Here is a 19,016-nt window from a genome sequence, read left to right as displayed (position 1 = left end):
CGCGCCGCCGCGTCTATCCGGGCTTCGTCCAGCTTTCCGCCTTCATGGCGATGAATATGGACCGCCATGTGAAGGCCCATGTCGACCTGTTCCACAATCTGGCCGGCGGCCAGACCGACAAGGCCAATCACACCAAGGCCTTTTACGACGAATATTTCGCGGTGCTCGACCTGCCGGCGGAGTTCTATCTCGAAACCGTGCAATGGGTCTTCCAGGAGCATCAGCTCCCGCTCGGCACGATGACCTTCAAGGGCCGCAAGGTCGATCCCAAGGCGATCCGCCACACTTCGCTGCTCACCGTCGAGGGCGAGCGCGACGATATTTGCGCGGTCGGCCAAACCATGGCCGCCCATGATCTCGCCGCCAGCCTGAAGCCCTATCGCCGGCGCCACCATCTGCAGGCCGGCGTCGGCCATTATGGCGTGTTCAGCGGCAAGAAATGGGAAGGCCAAGTCTATCCCATCCTGCGCAACATGATCCTGCAGAACGACGGCTAATCCGCGCGAGCGGTTGGCGCATGCCAGAGCGAGCGCCAACGGACGGCTGATCGCGCGAGCGGTTGGCGGACGCCAGAGCGAGCGCCAACGGACGGCTGATCGCGCGAGCGGTCGGCGCACGCCGGAGCGAGCGCCAACGGACTCTCTCACTTCCAAGCGTCGGCCTGAACCACGCTGTCGTCGCGCCAAGCCTCGCGGGCCTCGCGATTGGCCTGCCAGTTCGGCAGGAAGGTGAAGGCCTCGTCCAGAATATGCGGCGTGTGCTGGCCGGGCGAATATTTCAGTGCGCGCTCGAAATATTCGTTCAGCGCGTCCTTGAAGACCGGATGGGCGCAATTGTCGATCATCACGCGGGCGCGCTTCTTCGGCGGCAGGCCGCGCAGATCGGCCAGGCCCTGTTCCGTCACGATCACCTGCACGTCATGCTCCGTATGGTCGACATGGGTGACCATCGGGACGATGCACGAAATTGCGCCATTTTTGGCGGATGACGGCGTCATGAAGATCGAGAGCCAGGCGTTGCGGGCGAAATCGCCCGAGCCGCCGATGCCGTTCATGATGCTCGACCCGCGAATGTGGGTCGAATTGACATTGCCATAGATGTCCGCCTCGATCAGCCCGTTCATGGCGATCAGTCCGAGCCGGCGGATCACTTCCGGATGGTTGGAGATTTCCTGAGGCCGCAGCACGATCTTGTCGCGGTAAAGCGCCGCGTCGCGGTTGAATTCTTCCGCCGCGTCGGGGCTCAGCGACAGGGCCGTCGCCGAGGCGAAGGCCATCTTGCTGGAGCGGATCAGGTTGAACATGCCGTCCTGCAGCACTTCCGTATAGGCGGTCAGGTTTTCATAGGGCGCGGCCTGCAATTCCTCCATCACCGCATTGGCGACATTGCCGACGCCGGACTGCAAAGGCAGCAAATCCTTGGGCAGGCGGCCCGCCTTCACCTCATGGGCGAAGAATTCGATGATGTGATGGGCGATGGCGCGCGAATTGGCGTCGGGCGGCGAGAAGGCCGAATTGCGGTCCGGCTTGTCGGTCTCGACCACGGCGATGATTTTTTCCGGGTCGCAATGCAGATAAGTCTCGCCGATGCGGTCGGACGGCGTCACGATCGGGATCGGCTTGCGATGCGGCGGAAGCTGCGTGCCGTAATAGACGTCGTGCATGCCTTCGAGCGCGCTGTTCTGCCAGCGATTGACCTCCAGGATCACCTTGTCGGCGCGGTCGAGCCAGGTCTTGTTGTTGCCGACCGAGGAGGACGGGATCAGCATGCCGTCCTCGCGAATGCCGGCGACTTCGACGATCGCGACGTCGAGCTTGCCGAGAAAGCCGCCCCAGACAAATTGCGCGACATGCGACAGATGGATGTCGAGATAGTCCATCTCGCCGGCGTTGATGCGCTTGCGGCAGGTCGGATCGGACTGATAGGGCAGCCGCAATTCCATGCCGTCGACCTTGGCCAAAGCGCCGTCGAGTTCGGGCGCGGTCGAGGCGCCGGTCCAGACGCTGATGCGGAAGGTCTCGCCGCGCGCATGGGCCTCGTTCATCCGCTCGGCGAGCGCGAGCGGCACTTCCTTGGGATAGCCGGCGCCGGTGAAGCCGGACATGCCGACATTGGCGCCTTTCGGAATCAGCGCCGCTGCTTCGCGGGCGGTCATGATCCTGGCGCGGAGGGCGGCGTTGCGAATGCGATCGGAAACGGCCATGGCGGTCTCTTGGCGGAGGGAGCGGGAAAAGCTTTCCCTGCCTAAGCCGTTTGGCGTCCGCTTAGCTATGCGACAATGGAATGATGTTTTGGTGAATTTTGGTTAATTTTGCCTTGGCGCGGCGTCATACTCCGCAATGAGAGGAGGGCAATTATCGCATATAATATTGTTACAAAATGATAAAACTTCAAACTCCCGGCTTCGCCCACAGCATTCGATGCGCTGATCTGATATTCGTTTTTTGCATATCAAAAAATCGGATTTCGCGCCTGCTGCTGGTTTTTTCGAGCGAAGACGTCTACCTCCTGCCAAGGCGTCAAGCGGGAGCGGCGGGATGGGACAGATCGTCAGCGTGGATGTAAAGCATAGTCTGGGCACGGAAGAGGCCAAGAGGCGCGTCCAGGCCGGCATCGACGCCTTGAGGGAAAAATACGCCTCCCATCTCTCGACCGTCCAGATCGACTGGGGCGAAACGCGCGCCGACCTCACGATCGGCGCGCTCGGCCACACGCTGAAGGGCGCGCTGGAATTCTTTCCCGATATCGTCCGGGTTTCGCTGGAACTGCCCTGGGTGCTCGCCATGATCGCGGAAAAGGCCAAGGGCCTGATGACCAAACATGCCGGCGAGATGCTGCAACTGCCGCCGCCCAAGGCGTGACGCCCACGCATGGACCGTTCGGAGGTCATGCGGGCGGTCAAGGACCGCGACACGACGCCGGAGCTTCGCGTGCGCAAGATCTTGCGCGCCATCGCGCCGGGTTACCGGCTTCATCGGCGCGATCTGCCCGGCGCCCCGGATATCGCCTATATCGGCCGGAAACAGGCGATTTTCGTTCACGGCTGCTTCTGGCACGGCCATGATTGCAAGCGCGGCGCGCGCATGCCGAAAACCAACGCCGATTACTGGACCCAAAAAATCGCCCGCAACCGCGCGCGCGACGAGGCGCATCGCGTGGCCTATGCCGACCTCGGCTGGCGGGTCTTGACGATCTGGGAATGCGAGACGCGCGACACGGCTACGCTTGCGGCCGAACTCGAGAAATTCCTCGCGGTCGCCTCTTAGTCCTTCGCCGCTCTTGGAACGCAGCGCACAAAGGCGTAAAGGGGCGCATCTTCGAATATATCGGGACCGTCGCGATGACTGCTTACGCTCCGCTTTTCCCACTCGGCAAGGACGAGACTCCCTATCGCAAGATCTCCGACAAGGGCGTCCGGGTCGAGAAATTCGACGGCGAAGACGTTCTGGTGGTCGAATCAGAGGCTCTGCGCCTGCTCGCCGAAGCGGCGATGGCCGACATCAACCATCTGCTGCGCCCGGGCCATCTCGCCCAGTTGAGAAAAATCCTCGACGATCCCGAAGCCACCGGCAATGACAAATTCGTCGCCTTCGACCTTCTGAAAAACGCCAATATCGCCTCCGGCGGCGTATTGCCGATGTGTCAGGACACGGGCACGGCCATTATTCTCGGCAAGAAGGGCCGCCGCGTCTTCACCAAGGGCGGCGACGAGGCCGCGCTCTCCGAAGGCGTCAAGGACGCCTATGAGAAAAAAAACCTGCGCTATTCGCAGCTCGCGCCGCTCTCCATGTTCGAGGAGAAGAACACCAAAACCAATCTCCCGGCGCAGATCGACATTTTCGAGGAAGGCGAGGACGCCTACAAGTTCCTGTTCATGGCCAAGGGCGGCGGCTCCGCCAACAAGACCTATCTGGTCCAGGGCGTGCCGTCCATGCTCACCCATGACAAGCTGCTGGAGGTGCTGAAGAAGCAGATTCTGGCGCTCGGCACCGCCGCCTGCCCGCCCTATCACCTCGCCATTGTCGTCGGCGGCCTCTCGGCCGAGCTGAACCTCAAGACGGTCAAGCTCGCCTCCGCGCGCTATCTCGACAATCTGCCGACCGAGGGCGGCGAGGACGGCCACGCCTTTCGCGATCTCGCTCTCGAGGCCGAAATCCACAAGCTGACGCAGGATCTCGGCGTCGGCGCGCAATTCGGCGGCAAATATTTCTGCCATGACGTCCGCGTGATCCGCCTGCCCCGGCATGGAGCGTCCCTGCCGATCGGCATTGGCGTGTCCTGTTCCGCCGACCGCCAGGCGCTTGGCAAGATCACCAGGGACGGCGTGTTCGTCGAGGAGCTGGAGCACGATCCGGCGAAATATCTGCCCCATATCGACGGCGAACTCGGCGGCGAGGTGGTCAAGATCGACCTCAACCAGCCGATGGCCGACATTCTGGCCACTCTGACCCAATATCCGGTCAAGACGCGGCTGTCGCTGACCGGCACGATCATCGTGGCGCGCGATCTCGCCCACGCCAAGATCCGCGAGCGGCTGGAGAACGGCCAGCCGATGCCGGATTATCTCAAGAATCACCCGGTCTATTACGCCGGCCCGGCCAAGACCCCCGCCGGCTACGCCTCCGGCTCGTTCGGCCCGACCACGGCGGGCCGCATGGACGCCTATGTCGACCAGTTCCAGGCGCAGGGCGGCTCGAAAATCATGCTGGCCAAGGGCAACCGCTCGGCGGCCGTGACGGAAGCCTGCAAGAAGCACGGCGGCTTCTATCTCGGCTCGATCGGCGGCCCGGCCGCACGCCTCGCGCAAGATTGCATCCGGAAAGTGGAGTTGCTCGAATATCCGGAGCTCGGCATGGAGGCGATCTGGAAGATCGAGGTCGAAGATTTCCCCGCCTTCATCGTCGTCGACGACAAGGGCAACGATTTTTTCAAAGAACTAAACCTTTCCTGAGACCGGAGCCTGATGTGCAAAGCGATGAAACCCTGCGCAACCTTGGCGCGGTGGACCGGGAACTGATCGAGAAGCGCATCCGGGCCATGGCGCGGATGCATTCCGACGGCAATATTCGCGACCTGATGGCCTATGTCGCGGACGACGTCATCTATAACGTCAAGGGGAACTGGATGGCCTTCCCCTATTCGCGCCCGATTCGCGGCAAGGAGGAGGTCGCCCAGGCGCTGGCGATGATCGCCGTGCAGTTCCAGAATCTCGGCTCGGTGATTCATGACCTGGTGATCGACGGCGATCGCGCGGCGGTGCGGCGCACGGCGATGATCCGCCACCGCGGCACCGGCAAGATCGGCGAGATCGACGTCGCCGATTTCATCCGTTTCCGCGACGGCCTGGTGGTGGAGTTGACCGAGATCGCGGATTCGGCCGCTCTCGCCGATCTGGACGAGAGCTGAATGCAGAGCGACGACGCGCTGCGCCGCCTCGGCGCGGTGGACCGGGAGATGATCGAACAACGCATCCGCACCATGGTCCGGATGCATTCCGACGGCAATTTGCACGGCCTGTTCGATTTGGTCGCCGACGAGGTCGTCTATAATGTGCGCGGCGGTTGGATCACTTTCCCCTATGCGAAACCCGTGCGGGGCAAGAAAGACGTCGCCGCGGCAATGGCCATGATTTCCGTTCGGTTTGAGAATCTCGGCTCCGTCATCCACAATCTGGTCATCGACGGCGACCGGGCGGCATTCCTGCGGACGGCGACGATCCGCCATCGCGGCACGGGCAAGACAGGCGACGTCGACGTCGTCGATTTCATCCGTTTTCGCGACGGGCTGGTGGTGGAGTTCACCGAGATCGCCGATTCCGCCGCACTCGCCGATCTGGACGAGAGCTGAATGCAAAGCGACGACGCGCTCCACCGCCTCGGCGCGGTGGACCGGGAAATGATCGAACATCGGCTGCGAACCATTTTCGAGCGGCGCGCCGAGGGCGACATTCCGGGCATGCTGGAATATGCCGCCGAGGACATCCTCTATTCCACGCGCGGAAACTGGACGCTTTACCCCTTCGTGCAGACCGTGCGCGGCAAGGAGGCCGTTCGCAAAATTCTGGCGACGGTCGACGTGATGTACGAAAATTTCGGCTCGAACATCCACGAACTGGTCATCGACGGCGACCGCGCCGCCTTGCATCGGACGTCGCACCTGCGCAATCGCGGAACAGGCGAACGTATCGCGATCGACGTCTGCGATTTCGCCCGCTTCCGCGACGGCCTGATCGTCGAATTCGCGGAATATCCGGACTCCGCCGCCCTCATGCGCTGAGCGGCGGCTGACCGTTCACTTGCCTGGAAAGATCTCGATGCGCACGCGGCCATTGGCCTGACGCTTCGGCCCTTGCCGCGCGGTCTCCGCAGTCTGGCGACCGCCGCGCCGCGCGCCATGCGCGGCCGCTTTCGCGCCACTCGTCTTCTCTCGCTCCACAGTCTCCGCCGGCGGCGCGGCGGTAAAGCGATGTTCGCCGACAGCCGGGCCATAGGAGGCGAGGCAGGCGTTATAGGCGTCGGCGTCCTTGATCTTCTCGCAGGATTCGATGCCCGCCGCCGAAGCGGCCGCGACGGCGCAGAAAAAGGCCAGACTCGCGGCCAGCGAGCGGGCGCCGGCGACACGAAGGTTTGATTTTCCTCGCCGCGCGAAACGCGCTCCACTCGGCCAAAAGCCGCGCGTGGCGGCCGCAAAACTTCCGCGACCGAACGGTCTGCAAGAAGAGGAGAATCGGCCCATGAAAACCTTTGTCACGCTCTATAATTTCACCGATCAGGGCTTGCGCGCGATCAAGGACACCGTGAAGCGGTCAGAGGCGGTGAGGGCCGCCGCCGCGCAAAGCGGGGTCACGATCAAGGAGATCCTGTGGCTGCAGGGCCCCTATGACATAGTGGTGATCACCGAGACGCCGGACGACGCCGCGGCGAACGCCTTCGGAATCAACATGCTCAAGGCGGGCAATCTCCGCGGCCAGACCCTGCGCGCCTTCACCGCCATGGAAATGGCGGAAATCCTCGAAAAAGTCGCCTGACCGCGGCGATCACCTTTTGGCGGCGACCAGCGAGAAAAACGCGCCCTGCGGGTCGAAACATTGCGCGATCCAGGCGCCTCCGGGCACTTCCATCGGGCCATGGGCGAGCTGGCCGCCGGCCTTCTTGACCTTTTCCAGCGTCTCGTCGAGCGCCGCCACCGTGAAATAATAGTTCCAGAACGGCTGCGGCACATTCGGCGGGCGCTTCATCATGCCGCCGACCGCATGGTCGCCGCCGGTCGCGAAGAGTTGGTAGGCGCCCATTGGCCCCATATCCATCGTCTCGCCTTTGGTCCAGCCGAATTTCCCCTCGTAGAAAGCGAAGGCTTTCTCGACGTCGTCGGTGAACAACTCGCGCCAGCCGACATGGCCCACCGCCATCGGCGGCAGCTCCGGCGGCTTCATGCCGCTGAGATCCTTCCAGAGGGCGAAAGGCGCGCCCTGCGGATCGGCCACCACCGCGAAACGGCCGATCTTCGGCAGGGTCTCGGCGGGGCGATAGAGCCTGCCGCCCGCCGCCGTGATCGCCGCCACATCCGCATCCACATCGGCCGAAGCGACATAGCCGAACCAGGACGGCCGCGCGCCCTGCGCCTTGGCCTCGTCCGGCAGCGCCATCAGACCCGCCGCCGCATTGCCCTCATAGAAGAACAGGCGATAGTCGCGCTCGGCGTGGCCGGGCGACGCGCAGGTCCAGCCGACCACCTCGCCGTAGAAAGCCTGCGCCGCGCCAATATCGCTCGTCAGCAATTCCACCCAGCAGAATCGACCTGGCATCGTTCTCTCCCCTGTCAGGCGCCGGCGAGGCCTCAGCCGCGCAGGACGGCGCCAGTCTTCTTGCCCGCTTCGGCGACCACTTTGGCCGCGACCGCCTCGATCTCGGAATCGGTCAAGGTCCGTTCACGCGGCTGCAGGGTGACATTGAGCGCGACGGATTTCTTGCCCTCCGGCACGCCCGGCCCCGCGTAGAGATCGAACACGCCGACATTGACAATAAGATTCCGATCCGCCCCCTGCGCGGCCTTGATAAGATCGGCCGCTTTCACTTCCTTGTCCACGATGAAAGCGAAATCGCGCTCGACCGGCTGGAAATCCGACAGATCCAGCCGGGGCCGCGCCTTGGTCGGCTTGGCCTTGGGCGCCGGCAAGGCGTCGAGAACGATCTCGAAGGCGACGATCGGCCCGGCGGCGTCGAAGGCCTCCAGCGCGCGCGGATGCAATTCGCCGAACCAGCCGACGATATTTTTCGGGCCGAATTGCAGGGTCGCCGAACGGCCCGGATGCAGGAAATCCGGCCCGCCGGGAACAAGCTGAACCGCCCCCGCCGCGACGCCGAGCGCGGCGAAGAGCGCGAAGACGTCCGCCTTGGCGTCGAACAGATCGACCGGCGCCGCCTTGTCCGACCAATGGCGGCCGGCGCCGCCGGGCCGGGCGGTCCCGCGCCGCAGGCCGGCGGCGGCCAGGAACTGGCCGTCCTCGGAATCGGTCTTGAACACCTGCCCGACCTCGAACAAAGCGACATCGCCGAAGCCGCGCGCAACATTGGCCTGGGCGCCGGCGAGCAGGCCGGGGACGAGGCTCGGCCGCATGTCGGACAGATCGGCCGCGATCGGATTGGCGAGCGCCAGTTCCGGCGCGCCGCCGCCGAACAATTCAGCGCGATCCTTGGCGATGAACGACCAGGTCACCGCCTCGGCCATGCCGCGCGCGGCCAAGGCCCGGCGCGCGGTGCGGGCGCGTTTCTGCAGCAGGGTCAGCACCGGGCCGGCGACGGCGCCCTCGCGCTCCAGCGGAACCGGCGTAATGCGGTCGAGCCCGGCGAGCCGCACGATTTCCTCGACCAGATCGGCCTTGCCCTCGATATCCGGCCGCCAGCTCGGCGCGCGGACATGGACATGATCGAAATTGGTGGCCTGGCGCGCGACGGCGAAGCCAAGCTTTTCCAGCGAGCCGACCATTTCGCTCGGATCGAGGCGCAGGCCGGTCAGGCGCTCGACTTCGCTCAACGGAAAGTCGACGCCAGCCGCCGGCGCCGGAACATGACCGGCGACAATGATTTCGGACGGCGCGCCGCCGCACAGGTCGAGAACCAGTTCAGTCGCCAGTTCGAGGCCCGGCAGCGCAAAGGCCGGATCGACGCCGCGCTCGAAGCGATAGCGCGCATCCGACACGATGCCGAGCTTGCGGCCGGTCTGGGCGATATTGTTCGGGTCCCACAGCGCCGATTCGATCAGGACCTCGGTGGTGTTCTCGTCGCAGCCGGAGGATTCGCCGCCCATTACGCCGGCGAGCGATTCAACGCCCTTATTGTCGGCGATCACCACCACGCTCTCGTCCAACGCATAGGTGCGGTCGTCCAGCGCCAGCAGGCTCTCGCCCGCCTTGGCGCGGCGCACCACCAGATCGCCGGCGACCTTGCTTGCATCGAACACATGCAGCGGCCGGCCGCGGTCGAAGGTCATGAAATTGGTGATGTCGACCAGAGCGTTGATCGGGCGCAGGCCGATGCTTTTCAGGCGCTGTTGCAGCCGATCGGGGCTCGGCCCGTTCTTGACGCCGCGCACCAGTCGCAGGGCGAACAGAGGCGCGAGAGGAGCGTCCTCGGGCGCAAAATCCAACCTGACGCCGACCGGACAGGGAAATTGGCCGGCGACGGGCGCGCCGGTCTCGCCCTTGAGCTTGCCGAGGCCGGCGGCGGCGAGATCGCGCGCCACGCCATAGACCGAAGCGGCGTCGGAGCGGTTGGGCGTGAGATTGATCTCGATCAGCGGATCGTCCAGCCCGGCCCAGGCGGCATAGACTGCGCCGACCGGAGCCTCGGCGGCGAGTTCGAAAATGCCGGAGGAATCGCCGTCAAGGCCCAGTTCTTCCGGCGAGCACATCATGCCGGCGGATTCGACGCCGCGGATCACGCCTTTGCCGAGCGTGATCTTTTTGGCCGGAATATAGGCGCCGGGCGGGGCGAACACCGTCTTCAGGCCGGCGCGGGCGTTGGGCGCGCCGCACACGACCTGCAAGGCCGGCCCCTCGCCAATGTCGACCTGGCAGACCTGCAGCCGGTCGGCATTGGGGTGCGGCGCCGCACTGACGATCTGGGCGATCTTGAACACGCCGAGCGTTTCGGCAGGATTTTCGACGCCCTCGACCTCAAGGCCGATCCGGGTCAGCGTCTCGACGATGGTTTCGAACGAGGCGTCAGTGTCCAGATGCTGTTTCAGCCAGGAGAGGGTGAATTTCATTTTCTTTTCCCTGGTCAGAGACCGAAGACGGAGCCGAGGACGAGCGTCACGATCGTCGCGACGGTGACGAAAACCGTCACATTCGACGCCCAATTATAGGTGGCGCGGCGCTTGTAGAGTTCGATCGCCAGCGCGTCGTTTTCCGCTGCGCTGGCGCTCGACAGACTGACCGACATGTGGATGCATCGCAGGCAGAACACCGTCAGGATCAGATAAGCGACGATTTCCAGCATGATCATGATCTTAAGTCCGGCCGAGCCCGCGGCGGACCGTGACGAATAGATGAAGACCAACGCCGCTATGATCAGCGAAATATGGCTCAAGAGAGCGGATACCTTGGTGTCGACTCCGCTCATCATGAGATAGATGAAATCGCGATGCCGGCTTTGCCCGTCGCCGCGCTCGCCGCGCGCCGCAAGATTGATCGATTCGATATCCGCCGGCGCCGGAAGCCGCAGCACGACGCCGAAGAACAATCGATCGAACAATGCGAATGCGGCGTCCCTCATCGGCCTTCACCCGTCAGCTCGAAAGGCCGCCCGCCAGCGAGGGCAGATCGAGCGGCCGGAAGCCGTAGTGCGACAGCCAGCGCACATCGGCTTCGAAGAAGGGGCGCAGATCCGGCATGCCATATTTCAGCATGGCGATGCGGTCGATGCCCATGCCCCACGCAAAACCCTGGAACTCGTCCGGATCGAGGCCGCAATTGCGCAGCACATTGGGATGGACCATGCCGCAGCCGAGGATTTCGAGCCAGTCGTCGCCTTCGCCGAAACGGATGTCGCCGCCCTTGCGCGAACATTGGATGTCCACTTCGGCGGAAGGCTCCGTGAAGGGGAAGAAGCTCGGCCGGAAGCGCATCTTGACGTTGGGCACTTCGAAGAAGGTCTTGCAGAATTCTTCGAGGATCCATTTCAGATGGCCCATATGGGCTTTTCTGTCGATGACCAGCCCCTCGACCTGATGGAACATCGGCGTATGGGTCTGGTCGGAATCGCAGCGATAGGTGCGGCCCGGGCAGATCACCCGGATCGGCGGCGGGTTCTTCAGCATGGTGCGGACCTGCACCGGCGAGGTGTGGGTGCGCAGCAATTTGCGCGAACCGTCTTCCTTGCGGTTGAAGAAAAAGGTGTCGTGCATTTCGCGCGCGGGATGGCCGGGCGGGAAGTTCAGCTTGGTGAAGTTGAAATCGTCCGTCTCGACATCCGGACCTTCGGCGATGGAAAAGCCCATATCGGCGAAGATCGCGGCCAGCTCGTCCATGACCTGGCTGATCGGATGGATGCGGCCGATCTCCAGCGCCGAAGCGCGGGTCGGCAAGGTAACGTCGACGGTCTCGCTGGCGAGGCGCGCGGCCAGCGCCGCCTCCTTCAGCACCGTTTTCCGCGCGGACAGGGCTTCGCCGACCTTGTCCTTCAGCGCGTTGATCTTCGCGCCCTCGCTCTTGCGCTCGTCCGGCGACATTTTGCCGAGCGTGGCGAGCAGAGCGGAAATGGAGCCCTTCTTGCCCAGCGCCGCGACGCGCACATTTTCCAAAGCGGCTTCGTCGGCGGCGGATTCGACGGCGGCGAGGGTCTCGTTTTCGAGGTGGCTGAGATCAGACATGGATAGTCCCGAAATTTTTCACGCGTCATGCCATGCGCGACCAGGGAGATAAAGCAAAAAAGCCCGCCGGAGGGGCGGGCTTCCCTTCTCCCCTTGTGGGAGAAGGTGGCGCGACAGCGCCGGATGAGGGGTTCGTCCCAAGAGACTGCCGCCCCCTCATCCGTCTCGCCTTCGGCGAGCCACCTTCTCCCGCAAGGGGAGAAGGAACGCGCCACGAGAAAAGGAAGCGAACCGATCTTCAAGCCGCCGCGGGCAGGGCCGCCTTGGCCTTTTCGACAATCGCCTGGAAGGCCGCCGGCTCGGTGATGGCGAGCTCGGACAGGACCTTGCGGTCCACTTCCACGCCGGCCTTGTTGAGGCCGTCGATGAAGCGGCTGTAGGTCAGGCCGAATTCACGCACAGCGGCGTTGAGGCGCTGGATCCACAGGGCGCGGATCGTGCGCTTCTTGGCGCGGCGGTCGCGCGTGGCATATTGCATCGAGCGATCGACGGCCGCCTTGGCGGCGCGGATCGTGTTCTTGCGGCGGCCATAGAAGCCCTTGGCGGCCTTGAAAACTTTTTTGTGCTTGGCGTGCGAGGTGACGCCGCGTTTGACGCGAGCCATGGATGATCTCCAGTAAATTCAGGTTGCGGATCGGGCTGGAAATCAGCCGTTGGGCAGGAAGAACTTCTTCACGTTGTCCCCGTCGGTCTTGAAGAGGACATTGGTGCCGCGAAGGTTGCGAATCTGCTTGTTGGTCCGCTTGATCATGCCGTGGCGCTTGCCGCGCTGGGCGTAGACCACCTTGCCGGTGCCGGTGATCTTGAAGCGCTTTTTCGCGCCGGATTTGGTCTTCAACTTGGGCATTTTGCTCTCTCGATTTTTGGCGCGGCGAACCGCATGTTCCGGCGCCAAGGCCGGCTTTCGCATTTGAGCGAAACAATCCGCCACGGCAGCCCTTTACTGGCCGGGCGGATCGAAGCGGCGCTTATAACGGTAAAAAGGCGGATTTGGCAAGGGGGCGGCGTCGAAAACGGCCCGATTCAGGACCGCCGCGCCGGCGCCGCCCGATTGACGCGGCCGGAAGCGCGGCCATTATGGAAGGAAATCGTCGCTACCGCCAAGAGGCGCCAGGAGGCCGGCATGTTCACCCTCGCCAATCTCATCACCTGGATCGTGGTCGGCCTGATCGGCGGCACGCTCGCGGGGCGGGCGGTCACCTGGAACAAGGCCGGCTACGGGCTGTGGTCCAATCTCGCGCTCGGCTGCGTCGGCGCCATTATCGGCGGCGCCCTGTTCGAGCTTCTGAACCTGCTGCCGAGCCTCGACAAGATCGCCATTTCGGCGCGCGACATTCTCGCCGCCGTGCTCGGCTCGCTCCTCGTGCTGGCGATCCGCTGGGCGTGGAGCCGCTGGACCGAGGAAACCGGCGGCGGGCTGGGCTGACCACGGCGGCGTAAAGCCAAATCCGGCGGGGCGAAGGGCGCGGCCCGTCCTGCAACGGCGGCGAGGCTCTATTCCAGCACCTCCATCGCCTCACGGTCGAGCACGGACGTCTTCTTGGTGTCGGGCAGGAAGAAATAGACCAGCAGCGAGCAGAAGATCACGGCGCTGGCGTAATAATAAAAGCCGCTTTCCATCCCCCGCTGCTTGAACCACAGCGCGATATATTCCGCCGTGCCGCCGAAGAAGGACACGGCCAGCGCATAGGGCAGGCCGACGCCGGTGGCGCGCAGCGCGGCCGGGAACAATTCGGCCTTCACCACGGCGTTGATCGAGGTATAGGGCGCGGTCATGATCCAGCCCAAGGCCACCAGGGAAAAGGCCTCCCACGGCCCCTTGGCGTGGGACAAGGCGGTCATCAGCGGAACCGTGCCGAGCGTGCCCATGATTCCGAAAGCAAGCAGCACCGGGCGGCGGCCGATGCGATCCGACAGCGCGCCATAGAGCGGCTGCAGGCACAAGGCGAAAACCAGCGCGCCGGCGCTGACCCAGGTGCTCTGCGCATCGGTCAGGCCCACCGTCAGCTTGAGGAATTTCTGCATGTAGATCGTATAGACATAGAAAGCCAGCGTGCCGCCCATGGTCAGGCCGATCACGATCAAAGCCTCGCGACGATGGGCCCAGAGCGCGCCGAGGCCGCCTTCATGGCCCTTCGCCTTGGCGTTCTTGAAGGCTTGGGTTTCCTCGAGATCGCGTCGCATCCACAAGGCGAACAGAGCCAGAGCCGCGCCGATCGCGAAGGGAATGCGCCAGCCGAAGGCCTTCAACTGCTCCGGCGTCAGGACGAGATTCTGCAGGATCAGCAGGACCGCCAGCGCGCCGAGCTGGCCGCCGATCAGCGTCACATAGAGGAAACTGGAATAAAAGCCGCGCCGGCCGGAATCGCCCATCTCCGCCACGTAGGTCGCCGATGCGCCATATTCGCCGCCGAGGCTCAGGCCCTGGACGAGGCGGGCCAGCATCAGCGTGATCGGCGCCCAGACGCCGATCTGCGCATAGACCGGGGTCAGCGCGATCACCAGCGAGCCGGCGCACATCATCAGCACCGACAACATCAGCGACCGGCGCCGGCCGTAATGGTCGCCGATATGGCCGAACAGCCAGCCGCCGATCGGCCGCATGAAGAAGCCCAGCGCGAATATGCCGGCCGAGGACAGCATTTGCGCGATCGGATCGGCGCCGGGAAAGAAGGCCGGCGCGAAATAGAGCGAGAAGGCCGCGTAGACGTAAAAGTCGTAATATTCGACCAGATTGCCCAGCGAACCGACCACAATGGCCTTGAGCCGCGCCGGATCGATTTTTTCACGCGCAATTGTCTGCGTCATGTTTCCCCCCATAGCCGCGCCAGGCGGCCACAGGGCAGAATGGCCCAGCTTATCAAGGCGAACAAGCGGCTTTGAGCCGGCTCCGTGCGGGCTGCTAGCGCGCTTCGCCGCCGAACAGGACGTCGATCGCGCGCGCCTGCAGGCCGCGGTCCTCTCCGGTCACGCTGGCGATGCTGGCCTCGTCGCTCGGGAGTTCGACGCCGGCTTTGGCGAGATCGGCCCGGATCTGATCCAGCGGCCGCCCCGTGAGCGCCGCGACCGAAGCGATCGGCGCGCGCAGCACGCCCCGCATCGCCTGGACCGGCGCCGAGCCGTTGCGCGCGCCGGGCGTCGGGAGAAAGGACAGCAGCAGCACGGCGACGCCCGCGGCCGCGAGGCCCTGGCCCATCCGGCTGGTCGTCAGATAACGCTTCACGCTGGTCCAATTGGCGGCGACATGGCCGGCGACGCCCAGAATCATCGCCCAGCCGACCCATTCGTGGGCCGGCTTGTTCAGGCCCGAGTCCAGATGGAAAAACATCAGGACGCCGGTGACGCCCATGACGGCGAAGGCGCCCATGGTCAGAGGCGTCGCCCATTCTCTCAATTTCATGATTTTCTCCGGGTTTTTGCCGGCGCGGGCTTTTCCAGCCACGCCAGCAAACGTCCGAGCCGTTCCGTCAGGCTCTCGACGTCGTCTTGCGAAAGCGCCGCCGCGAGGAGGTCCGCGTCGGCGCGCAAAATGTCCGCCATGGCGCGCTCGGCCGTCTCGCGCCCCGCTTCGGTCAGGCGAACGGGCACACTGCGCCGGTCGCCGGGCGATTCGCCGCGCGCGACGAGCCCCCGCGCCTCCAATGCGCGTAAAACCTTGGTCAGGCCGCCCGAGGACAGCAGGACGGCAGCGCAGACCTCGGTCGGCGTCAGTTCATACGGCGGCGCCGCGCCGCGTAGGGCGGCGAGGACGTCGAATTCGGTCAGACTGACGCCACGCGCGGCGGCGAGGTGGGACGAATGCGCCAGAACAAGATCGCGCAGGCGGAACAGGCGGACCATCAACCGGGCGGCCGGCGTCGCGGCCTCCGGCCAGTGAACGGCCTGCCTCCGCAACAAATCCTCGACCGACCGCCGCACCTGTGTGTCCATGGCCAGGAATTATCTTTCCAGAAAGGCAATTTTGCGGCGGGGCGAAGGGCGGGCCTGAAAAATCAAAGCGCCGCTCCGCATCGCGGAACGGCGCCACAACAGCCTAACTTTGGGAACGACCGCGCCCGGCCGGGCTTATTTCGGGGCCAGGATCATGATCATCTGGCGGCCTTCCATCGAGGGCTCCAGTTCGATCTTGGCGAAACCGAGGGTCTCGGCCTTCACGCGTTCGAGCACCTTGAACCCCAGTTCCTGATGGGCCATTTCGCGACCGCGGAAACGCAGGACGAACTTGACCTTGTCGCCTTCGTCAAAGAAGCGGCGCACGGCCTTCATCTTGGTGTCGTAGTCGTGATCGTCGATGCCGGGGCGAAGCTTGACTTCCTTGATCTCGACGATCTTCTGCCGCTTGCGCGCCTCGGAGGCCTTCTTCTGCTCCGTGAAGCGATATTTGCCGTAATCGAGAATCTTGCAGACCGGCGGCGTGGCGTTGGGCACGATCTCCACCAGATCGAGGCCGTCTTCTTCAGACAGGCGCAGCGCTTCGAGAATGTCGACGACGCCGCGATTCTGGCCTTCCGAATCGATCAGCTGAACCTCGCGGACGCGAATATCCCGGTTGATGCGGGGTCCCTCCTTCTGCGGAACCGGGGGGGCTTTCATAGGACGGCGAATGGCGTGCTCTCCTTGAGACGAGACTGCGAAACGGGGCCTGGACGATGGAGGCCGGGCGTTCCTCTCTGAACAAAGCGGATGATTATAGCTACGGCAAAAAGCCCCCGCGACCTAGACCACGAGGACCAACCCTCGCAAAGATTGTGACAAAGCGCGCCAAAGTCAACGGCGCAATTGCCGCCGCCGCGCCTTTTTGACCTGAATCACGCCCGGCGTTGCGCAAGCGTTACTCGCCCGCGCCGAAATGGCGGGCGTAAAGGCCGAGCGTCAGCGCGTTCATCCGCTCGGCCGAAAAGGCGCGGGCGTGGGCGCGGGCGTTGTGGGCGAGATTTTCCCGCGCCGTCGCGCCGAGCCGCAAGGCCTCCTCGATCGCGCGGATCAGGCCGCTGGGCGGGCCGGGCGGAACCAGCCAGCCGGTGCGCTGGGCCGGCTCGACCTCCGGCGGCGCGCGAACTTCCTCGATCGCGCCATTGCCTGCGGAGATTTGCAGCGCGGCCAGCGGCGCGCCGAGCGCCTGCGCCTCGACGCAAAGCGCGCTCTCGCCGGCCGGCGCGACCACCAGCGCCGCGGCGAGACAACCGGCCGCGCGGTCCGGCCAGTCGATCTGCAGCACGAGGCCGTCGAGACCCAGCCGCGCCGCCTCGGCGTCAAAAGCGCCCGAGGGCGCCTCGTCGTCGTGACGCAGCCAGACGAAACGCGCGTCCTGCGCCTCATTGCCGAAAAATCCCTTGGCCTTGAGCTGCGCCGCCGCGGCCAGAAACATCTGGCGGCGCTCCGGCGGCAGGCCGATAGCGACGACCAGCCGGACATGGGCCTTCACGCCCAAGGCCTCGCGCAGGCGGCGGACCCGCCCGGGATCGACGGCCTCCGCCGAGAACAGGCGGAGATCGACGCCGCGCAATCCGCGAAAGGCCTTCGTCGCCAGCGCCGGACGACGCGCGACGGCCTGCTCCATCTCGGCCCGCGAGAAGAACACGACGGAATCGGCTTCCGCCGCGAGCGCCTCCAGCGACGGCTCGTAATCGATCACCAGTGGCGCCCGCGCCTGCCGCGCCGCATAAAGCGCCGCGCGCGCGCCGGCGCCGGCGTGGACATGGATCAGCTCGACGCCCTCGCGCACCGCGAGCCGCGCCAGCCGGCGACGATTGAGCCAGGCCTGCCACGGATTATGCGTCGGCGCCGCGAGGGCGGTGAAAATGCCGCCGCGCGCCTGCAATTCGCTGACCAGCCGGCCCGGCGCGCCGGCGACCAGAGCGCGCGCTCCGGCGTCGGCCAGGCTCGCCGCCACTTCGACGCAGGCCGAGGCGCGCGCGTCGAGCGCCGGAACGACCTGAAGAATGGTCCGGCCGAACAGGGCCTGGCTGTCAACATCGCCTTCCACGCCCCATGGCGTCATGCCGGCTCCCGCATTACAAGCAGCGAATCATCTGACGAACCATATACCATCGGGCGTCGAAAAATGACCGATGGACCGGCCGGCCGGCGGCCAGACCCGCCGGCTCGCCCCAATCGCACCGGGACCGACCGCCCCATGACCCAGCCCGCCGCTTTTTTTCAGACCGCCGCCGGCGCGCCGCGCCTCGCCTATCTCGCTCGCCCCGCCAAGGCGAAGATCGCCCGGCCCGGCCTGTTCTGGCTCGGCGGCTTCCGCTCCGACATGCGCGGGACCAAGGCCGAATTTCTCGATTCGCTCGCGGCGGAACAGGGCCGCGCCTGCCTGCGCTTTGATTATTCCGGCCATGGCGAATCCGAAGGCGCGTTCGGCGAAGCGACGATCGGGCTCTGGACGGCGCAGGCGCTGGCCGTGTTCCGCGCGCTGACGCAGGGGCCGCAGATCGTGGTCGGCTCGTCGATGGGCGGCTGGGTCGCCCTGCTGCTCGCGCGCGCGCTGGCGCATACCGGCGAGACGGAGCGCCTCGCCGGTATGGTGCTGATCGCCCCGGCGGTCGATTTCACGGAAGAACTGATCTGGCCGCAATTGCCGGAGCCGGTCCGACAGGCCATCGCGCGCGACGGCGCCTGGATGCGGCCCGCCAACGCCTATGGCGAGGGCTATCCCTTGACCCGGGCGCTGTTCGAGGACGGCCGCCGCAACAGCCTGTTCGGCGGCGAAATCCGCGCCTTTTGCCCGGTGACGATCCTGCAGGGCATGGCCGACCCGGACGTGCCTTGGCCCCACGCCATGCGGCTGGTGGAAAGCCTCGCCTCCGACCCGACGACGATCACGCTGATCAAGGACGGCGACCATCGCCTGTCGCGCCCGCAGGATCTCGCGGCGCTGAAACAGGCGATCGAACGGTTCGACGATGAAACAAAGGCGAAATGAGCGGTGGGCTACGCCGAGGAAACAGGCGCCGGCGACGATTCAATAATAGCGCCTTCTGACCCGTTGCACGGGCGGCGCGGGAGGATCGACCGGAGGCGCCGGACGGGGCGCGCATTGGACGGCGATCGATTTGGGCCATTGCAAATCGCGGCCGTCGGCGGCAATCGCCGTCGAACGCAGATGATATTCCGGCGACTGGTAATAGGACCAGATC

At 65.0% G+C, this 19,016-nt stretch carries 22 protein-coding genes and 1 pseudogene; 10 read left to right on the top strand and 13 right to left on the bottom strand.

Translation table 11 applies throughout. The features are described from left to right. Positions 1-497, top strand: a pseudogene (locus ACE3S9_RS03925) (polyhydroxyalkanoate depolymerase); the annotation flags it as partial. A gap of 146 nt (positions 498-643) precedes the next feature. On the opposite strand, the gene ACE3S9_RS03920 reads toward ACE3S9_RS03925, so the two are convergent. Then, a complete protein-coding gene (locus ACE3S9_RS03920; protein WP_374545124.1) occupies positions 644-2,203 on the bottom strand; it encodes an acetyl-CoA hydrolase/transferase family protein in 1,560 nt (519 codons plus the stop codon). Between the two features lie 334 nt (positions 2,204-2,537). On the opposite strand from ACE3S9_RS03920, the gene ACE3S9_RS03915 reads away from it, so the two are divergent. From ACE3S9_RS03915 to ACE3S9_RS03890, 6 genes are all read left to right on the top strand, one after another. After that, positions 2,538-2,861, top strand: coding sequence for a polyhydroxyalkanoic acid system family protein (locus ACE3S9_RS03915; protein WP_374545123.1), 324 nt, complete (start codon positions 2,538-2,540; stop codon positions 2,859-2,861). 9 nt (positions 2,862-2,870) lie between these two features. Beyond that, on the top strand, positions 2,871-3,266 hold the full coding sequence (locus ACE3S9_RS03910) for a very short patch repair endonuclease (RefSeq protein ID WP_374545122.1): 396 nt from the start codon (positions 2,871-2,873) through the stop codon (positions 3,264-3,266). A 74-nt stretch (positions 3,267-3,340) separates the two neighbouring features. Next, a complete protein-coding gene (locus ACE3S9_RS03905; RefSeq protein WP_374545121.1) occupies positions 3,341-4,951 on the top strand; it encodes a fumarate hydratase in 1,611 nt (536 codons plus the stop codon). A 14-nt stretch (positions 4,952-4,965) separates the two neighbouring features. Then, positions 4,966-5,406: a nuclear transport factor 2 family protein gene (locus ACE3S9_RS03900; RefSeq protein ID WP_374545120.1), complete on the top strand. Its 441-nt coding sequence runs from the start codon at positions 4,966-4,968 to the stop codon at positions 5,404-5,406. Continuing rightward, the gene (locus ACE3S9_RS03895) at positions 5,407-5,847 is read left to right on the top strand and encodes a nuclear transport factor 2 family protein (protein ID WP_374545119.1); all 441 of its coding nucleotides are present in this window, start codon (positions 5,407-5,409) and stop codon (positions 5,845-5,847) included. After that, entirely contained in the window at positions 5,848-6,276 is a 429-nt protein-coding gene (locus ACE3S9_RS03890) for a nuclear transport factor 2 family protein (RefSeq protein ID WP_374545118.1), read from the top strand. It begins immediately after the preceding gene. A gap of 15 nt (positions 6,277-6,291) precedes the next feature. Here ACE3S9_RS03890 and ACE3S9_RS03885 read toward each other — a convergent pair whose 3' ends face one another. Further along, positions 6,292-6,735: a hypothetical protein gene (locus ACE3S9_RS03885; protein WP_374545117.1), complete on the bottom strand. Its 444-nt coding sequence runs from the start codon at positions 6,733-6,735 to the stop codon at positions 6,292-6,294. On the opposite strand from ACE3S9_RS03885, the gene ACE3S9_RS03880 reads away from it, so the two are divergent. Continuing rightward, positions 6,734-7,027, top strand: coding sequence for a GYD domain-containing protein (locus ACE3S9_RS03880; protein ID WP_374545116.1), 294 nt, complete (start codon positions 6,734-6,736; stop codon positions 7,025-7,027). The genes ACE3S9_RS03885 and ACE3S9_RS03880 overlap by 2 nt on opposite strands. A 9-nt stretch (positions 7,028-7,036) precedes the next feature. On the opposite strand, the gene ACE3S9_RS03875 is transcribed toward ACE3S9_RS03880, so the two are convergent. The 6 genes from ACE3S9_RS03875 to rpmI form a co-directional block, all read right to left on the bottom strand. Continuing rightward, the gene (locus ACE3S9_RS03875) at positions 7,037-7,804 is read right to left on the bottom strand and encodes a VOC family protein (RefSeq protein ID WP_374545114.1); all 768 of its coding nucleotides are present in this window, start codon (positions 7,802-7,804) and stop codon (positions 7,037-7,039) included. Positions 7,805-7,836: 32 nt separating this feature from the next. Further along, on the bottom strand, positions 7,837-10,266 hold the full coding sequence (pheT, locus tag ACE3S9_RS03870) for a phenylalanine--tRNA ligase subunit beta (RefSeq protein WP_374545113.1): 2,430 nt from the start codon (positions 10,264-10,266) through the stop codon (positions 7,837-7,839). A gap of 14 nt (positions 10,267-10,280) precedes the next feature. Continuing rightward, positions 10,281-10,775, bottom strand: a complete 495-nt coding sequence (locus ACE3S9_RS03865) for a hypothetical protein (protein ID WP_374545112.1) — start codon at positions 10,773-10,775, stop codon at positions 10,281-10,283. Between the two features lie 13 nt (positions 10,776-10,788). Continuing rightward, complete coding sequence (gene pheS, locus ACE3S9_RS03860) at positions 10,789-11,871, bottom strand: phenylalanine--tRNA ligase subunit alpha (RefSeq protein WP_374545111.1); 1,083 nt, start codon at positions 11,869-11,871, stop codon at positions 10,789-10,791. Positions 11,872-12,109: 238 nt separating this feature from the next. Continuing rightward, a complete protein-coding gene (gene rplT / locus ACE3S9_RS03855; protein WP_374545110.1) occupies positions 12,110-12,475 on the bottom strand; it encodes a 50S ribosomal protein L20 in 366 nt (121 codons plus the stop codon). A gap of 42 nt (positions 12,476-12,517) precedes the next feature. After that, positions 12,518-12,718, bottom strand: coding sequence for a 50S ribosomal protein L35 (gene rpmI / locus ACE3S9_RS03850; protein ID WP_243065379.1), 201 nt, complete (start codon positions 12,716-12,718; stop codon positions 12,518-12,520). A 276-nt stretch (positions 12,719-12,994) separates the two neighbouring features. On the opposite strand from rpmI, the gene ACE3S9_RS03845 reads away from it, so the two are divergent. Then, entirely contained in the window at positions 12,995-13,297 is a 303-nt protein-coding gene (locus ACE3S9_RS03845; RefSeq protein ID WP_374545109.1) for a GlsB/YeaQ/YmgE family stress response membrane protein, read from the top strand. 68 nt (positions 13,298-13,365) lie between these two features. Here ACE3S9_RS03845 and ACE3S9_RS03840 read toward each other — a convergent pair whose 3' ends face one another. The 5 genes from ACE3S9_RS03840 to ACE3S9_RS03820 form a co-directional block, all read right to left on the bottom strand. Further along, entirely contained in the window at positions 13,366-14,679 is a 1,314-nt protein-coding gene (locus tag ACE3S9_RS03840; protein ID WP_374545108.1) for an MFS transporter, read from the bottom strand. A gap of 94 nt (positions 14,680-14,773) precedes the next feature. After that, entirely contained in the window at positions 14,774-15,271 is a 498-nt protein-coding gene (locus tag ACE3S9_RS03835; protein ID WP_374545107.1) for a DUF4405 domain-containing protein, read from the bottom strand. Then, the gene (locus ACE3S9_RS03830) at positions 15,268-15,801 is read right to left on the bottom strand and encodes a MarR family winged helix-turn-helix transcriptional regulator (RefSeq protein WP_374545106.1); all 534 of its coding nucleotides are present in this window, start codon (positions 15,799-15,801) and stop codon (positions 15,268-15,270) included. Before ACE3S9_RS03830 ends, ACE3S9_RS03835 begins: the two co-directional genes overlap by 4 nt. A gap of 135 nt (positions 15,802-15,936) precedes the next feature. After that, positions 15,937-16,464: a translation initiation factor IF-3 gene (gene infC / locus ACE3S9_RS03825; RefSeq protein ID WP_374545105.1), complete on the bottom strand. Its 528-nt coding sequence runs from the start codon at positions 16,462-16,464 to the stop codon at positions 15,937-15,939. A gap of 238 nt (positions 16,465-16,702) precedes the next feature. Further along, positions 16,703-17,872, bottom strand: coding sequence for a glycosyl transferase (locus ACE3S9_RS03820; RefSeq protein ID WP_374545104.1), 1,170 nt, complete (start codon positions 17,870-17,872; stop codon positions 16,703-16,705). 135 nt (positions 17,873-18,007) lie between these two features. Here ACE3S9_RS03820 and ACE3S9_RS03815 point away from each other — a divergent pair, with 135 nt between their 5' ends. After that, positions 18,008-18,802, top strand: a complete 795-nt coding sequence (locus ACE3S9_RS03815) for an alpha/beta hydrolase (RefSeq protein ID WP_374545103.1) — start codon at positions 18,008-18,010, stop codon at positions 18,800-18,802. Positions 18,803-19,016: the final 214 nt, after the last annotated feature.

Source organism: Rhodoblastus sp. (assembly GCF_041915505.1).
Taxonomy (GTDB): Bacteria; Pseudomonadota; Alphaproteobacteria; order Rhizobiales; family Beijerinckiaceae; genus Rhodoblastus.
This window is presented reverse-complemented; position numbering and strand designations above follow the sequence as displayed.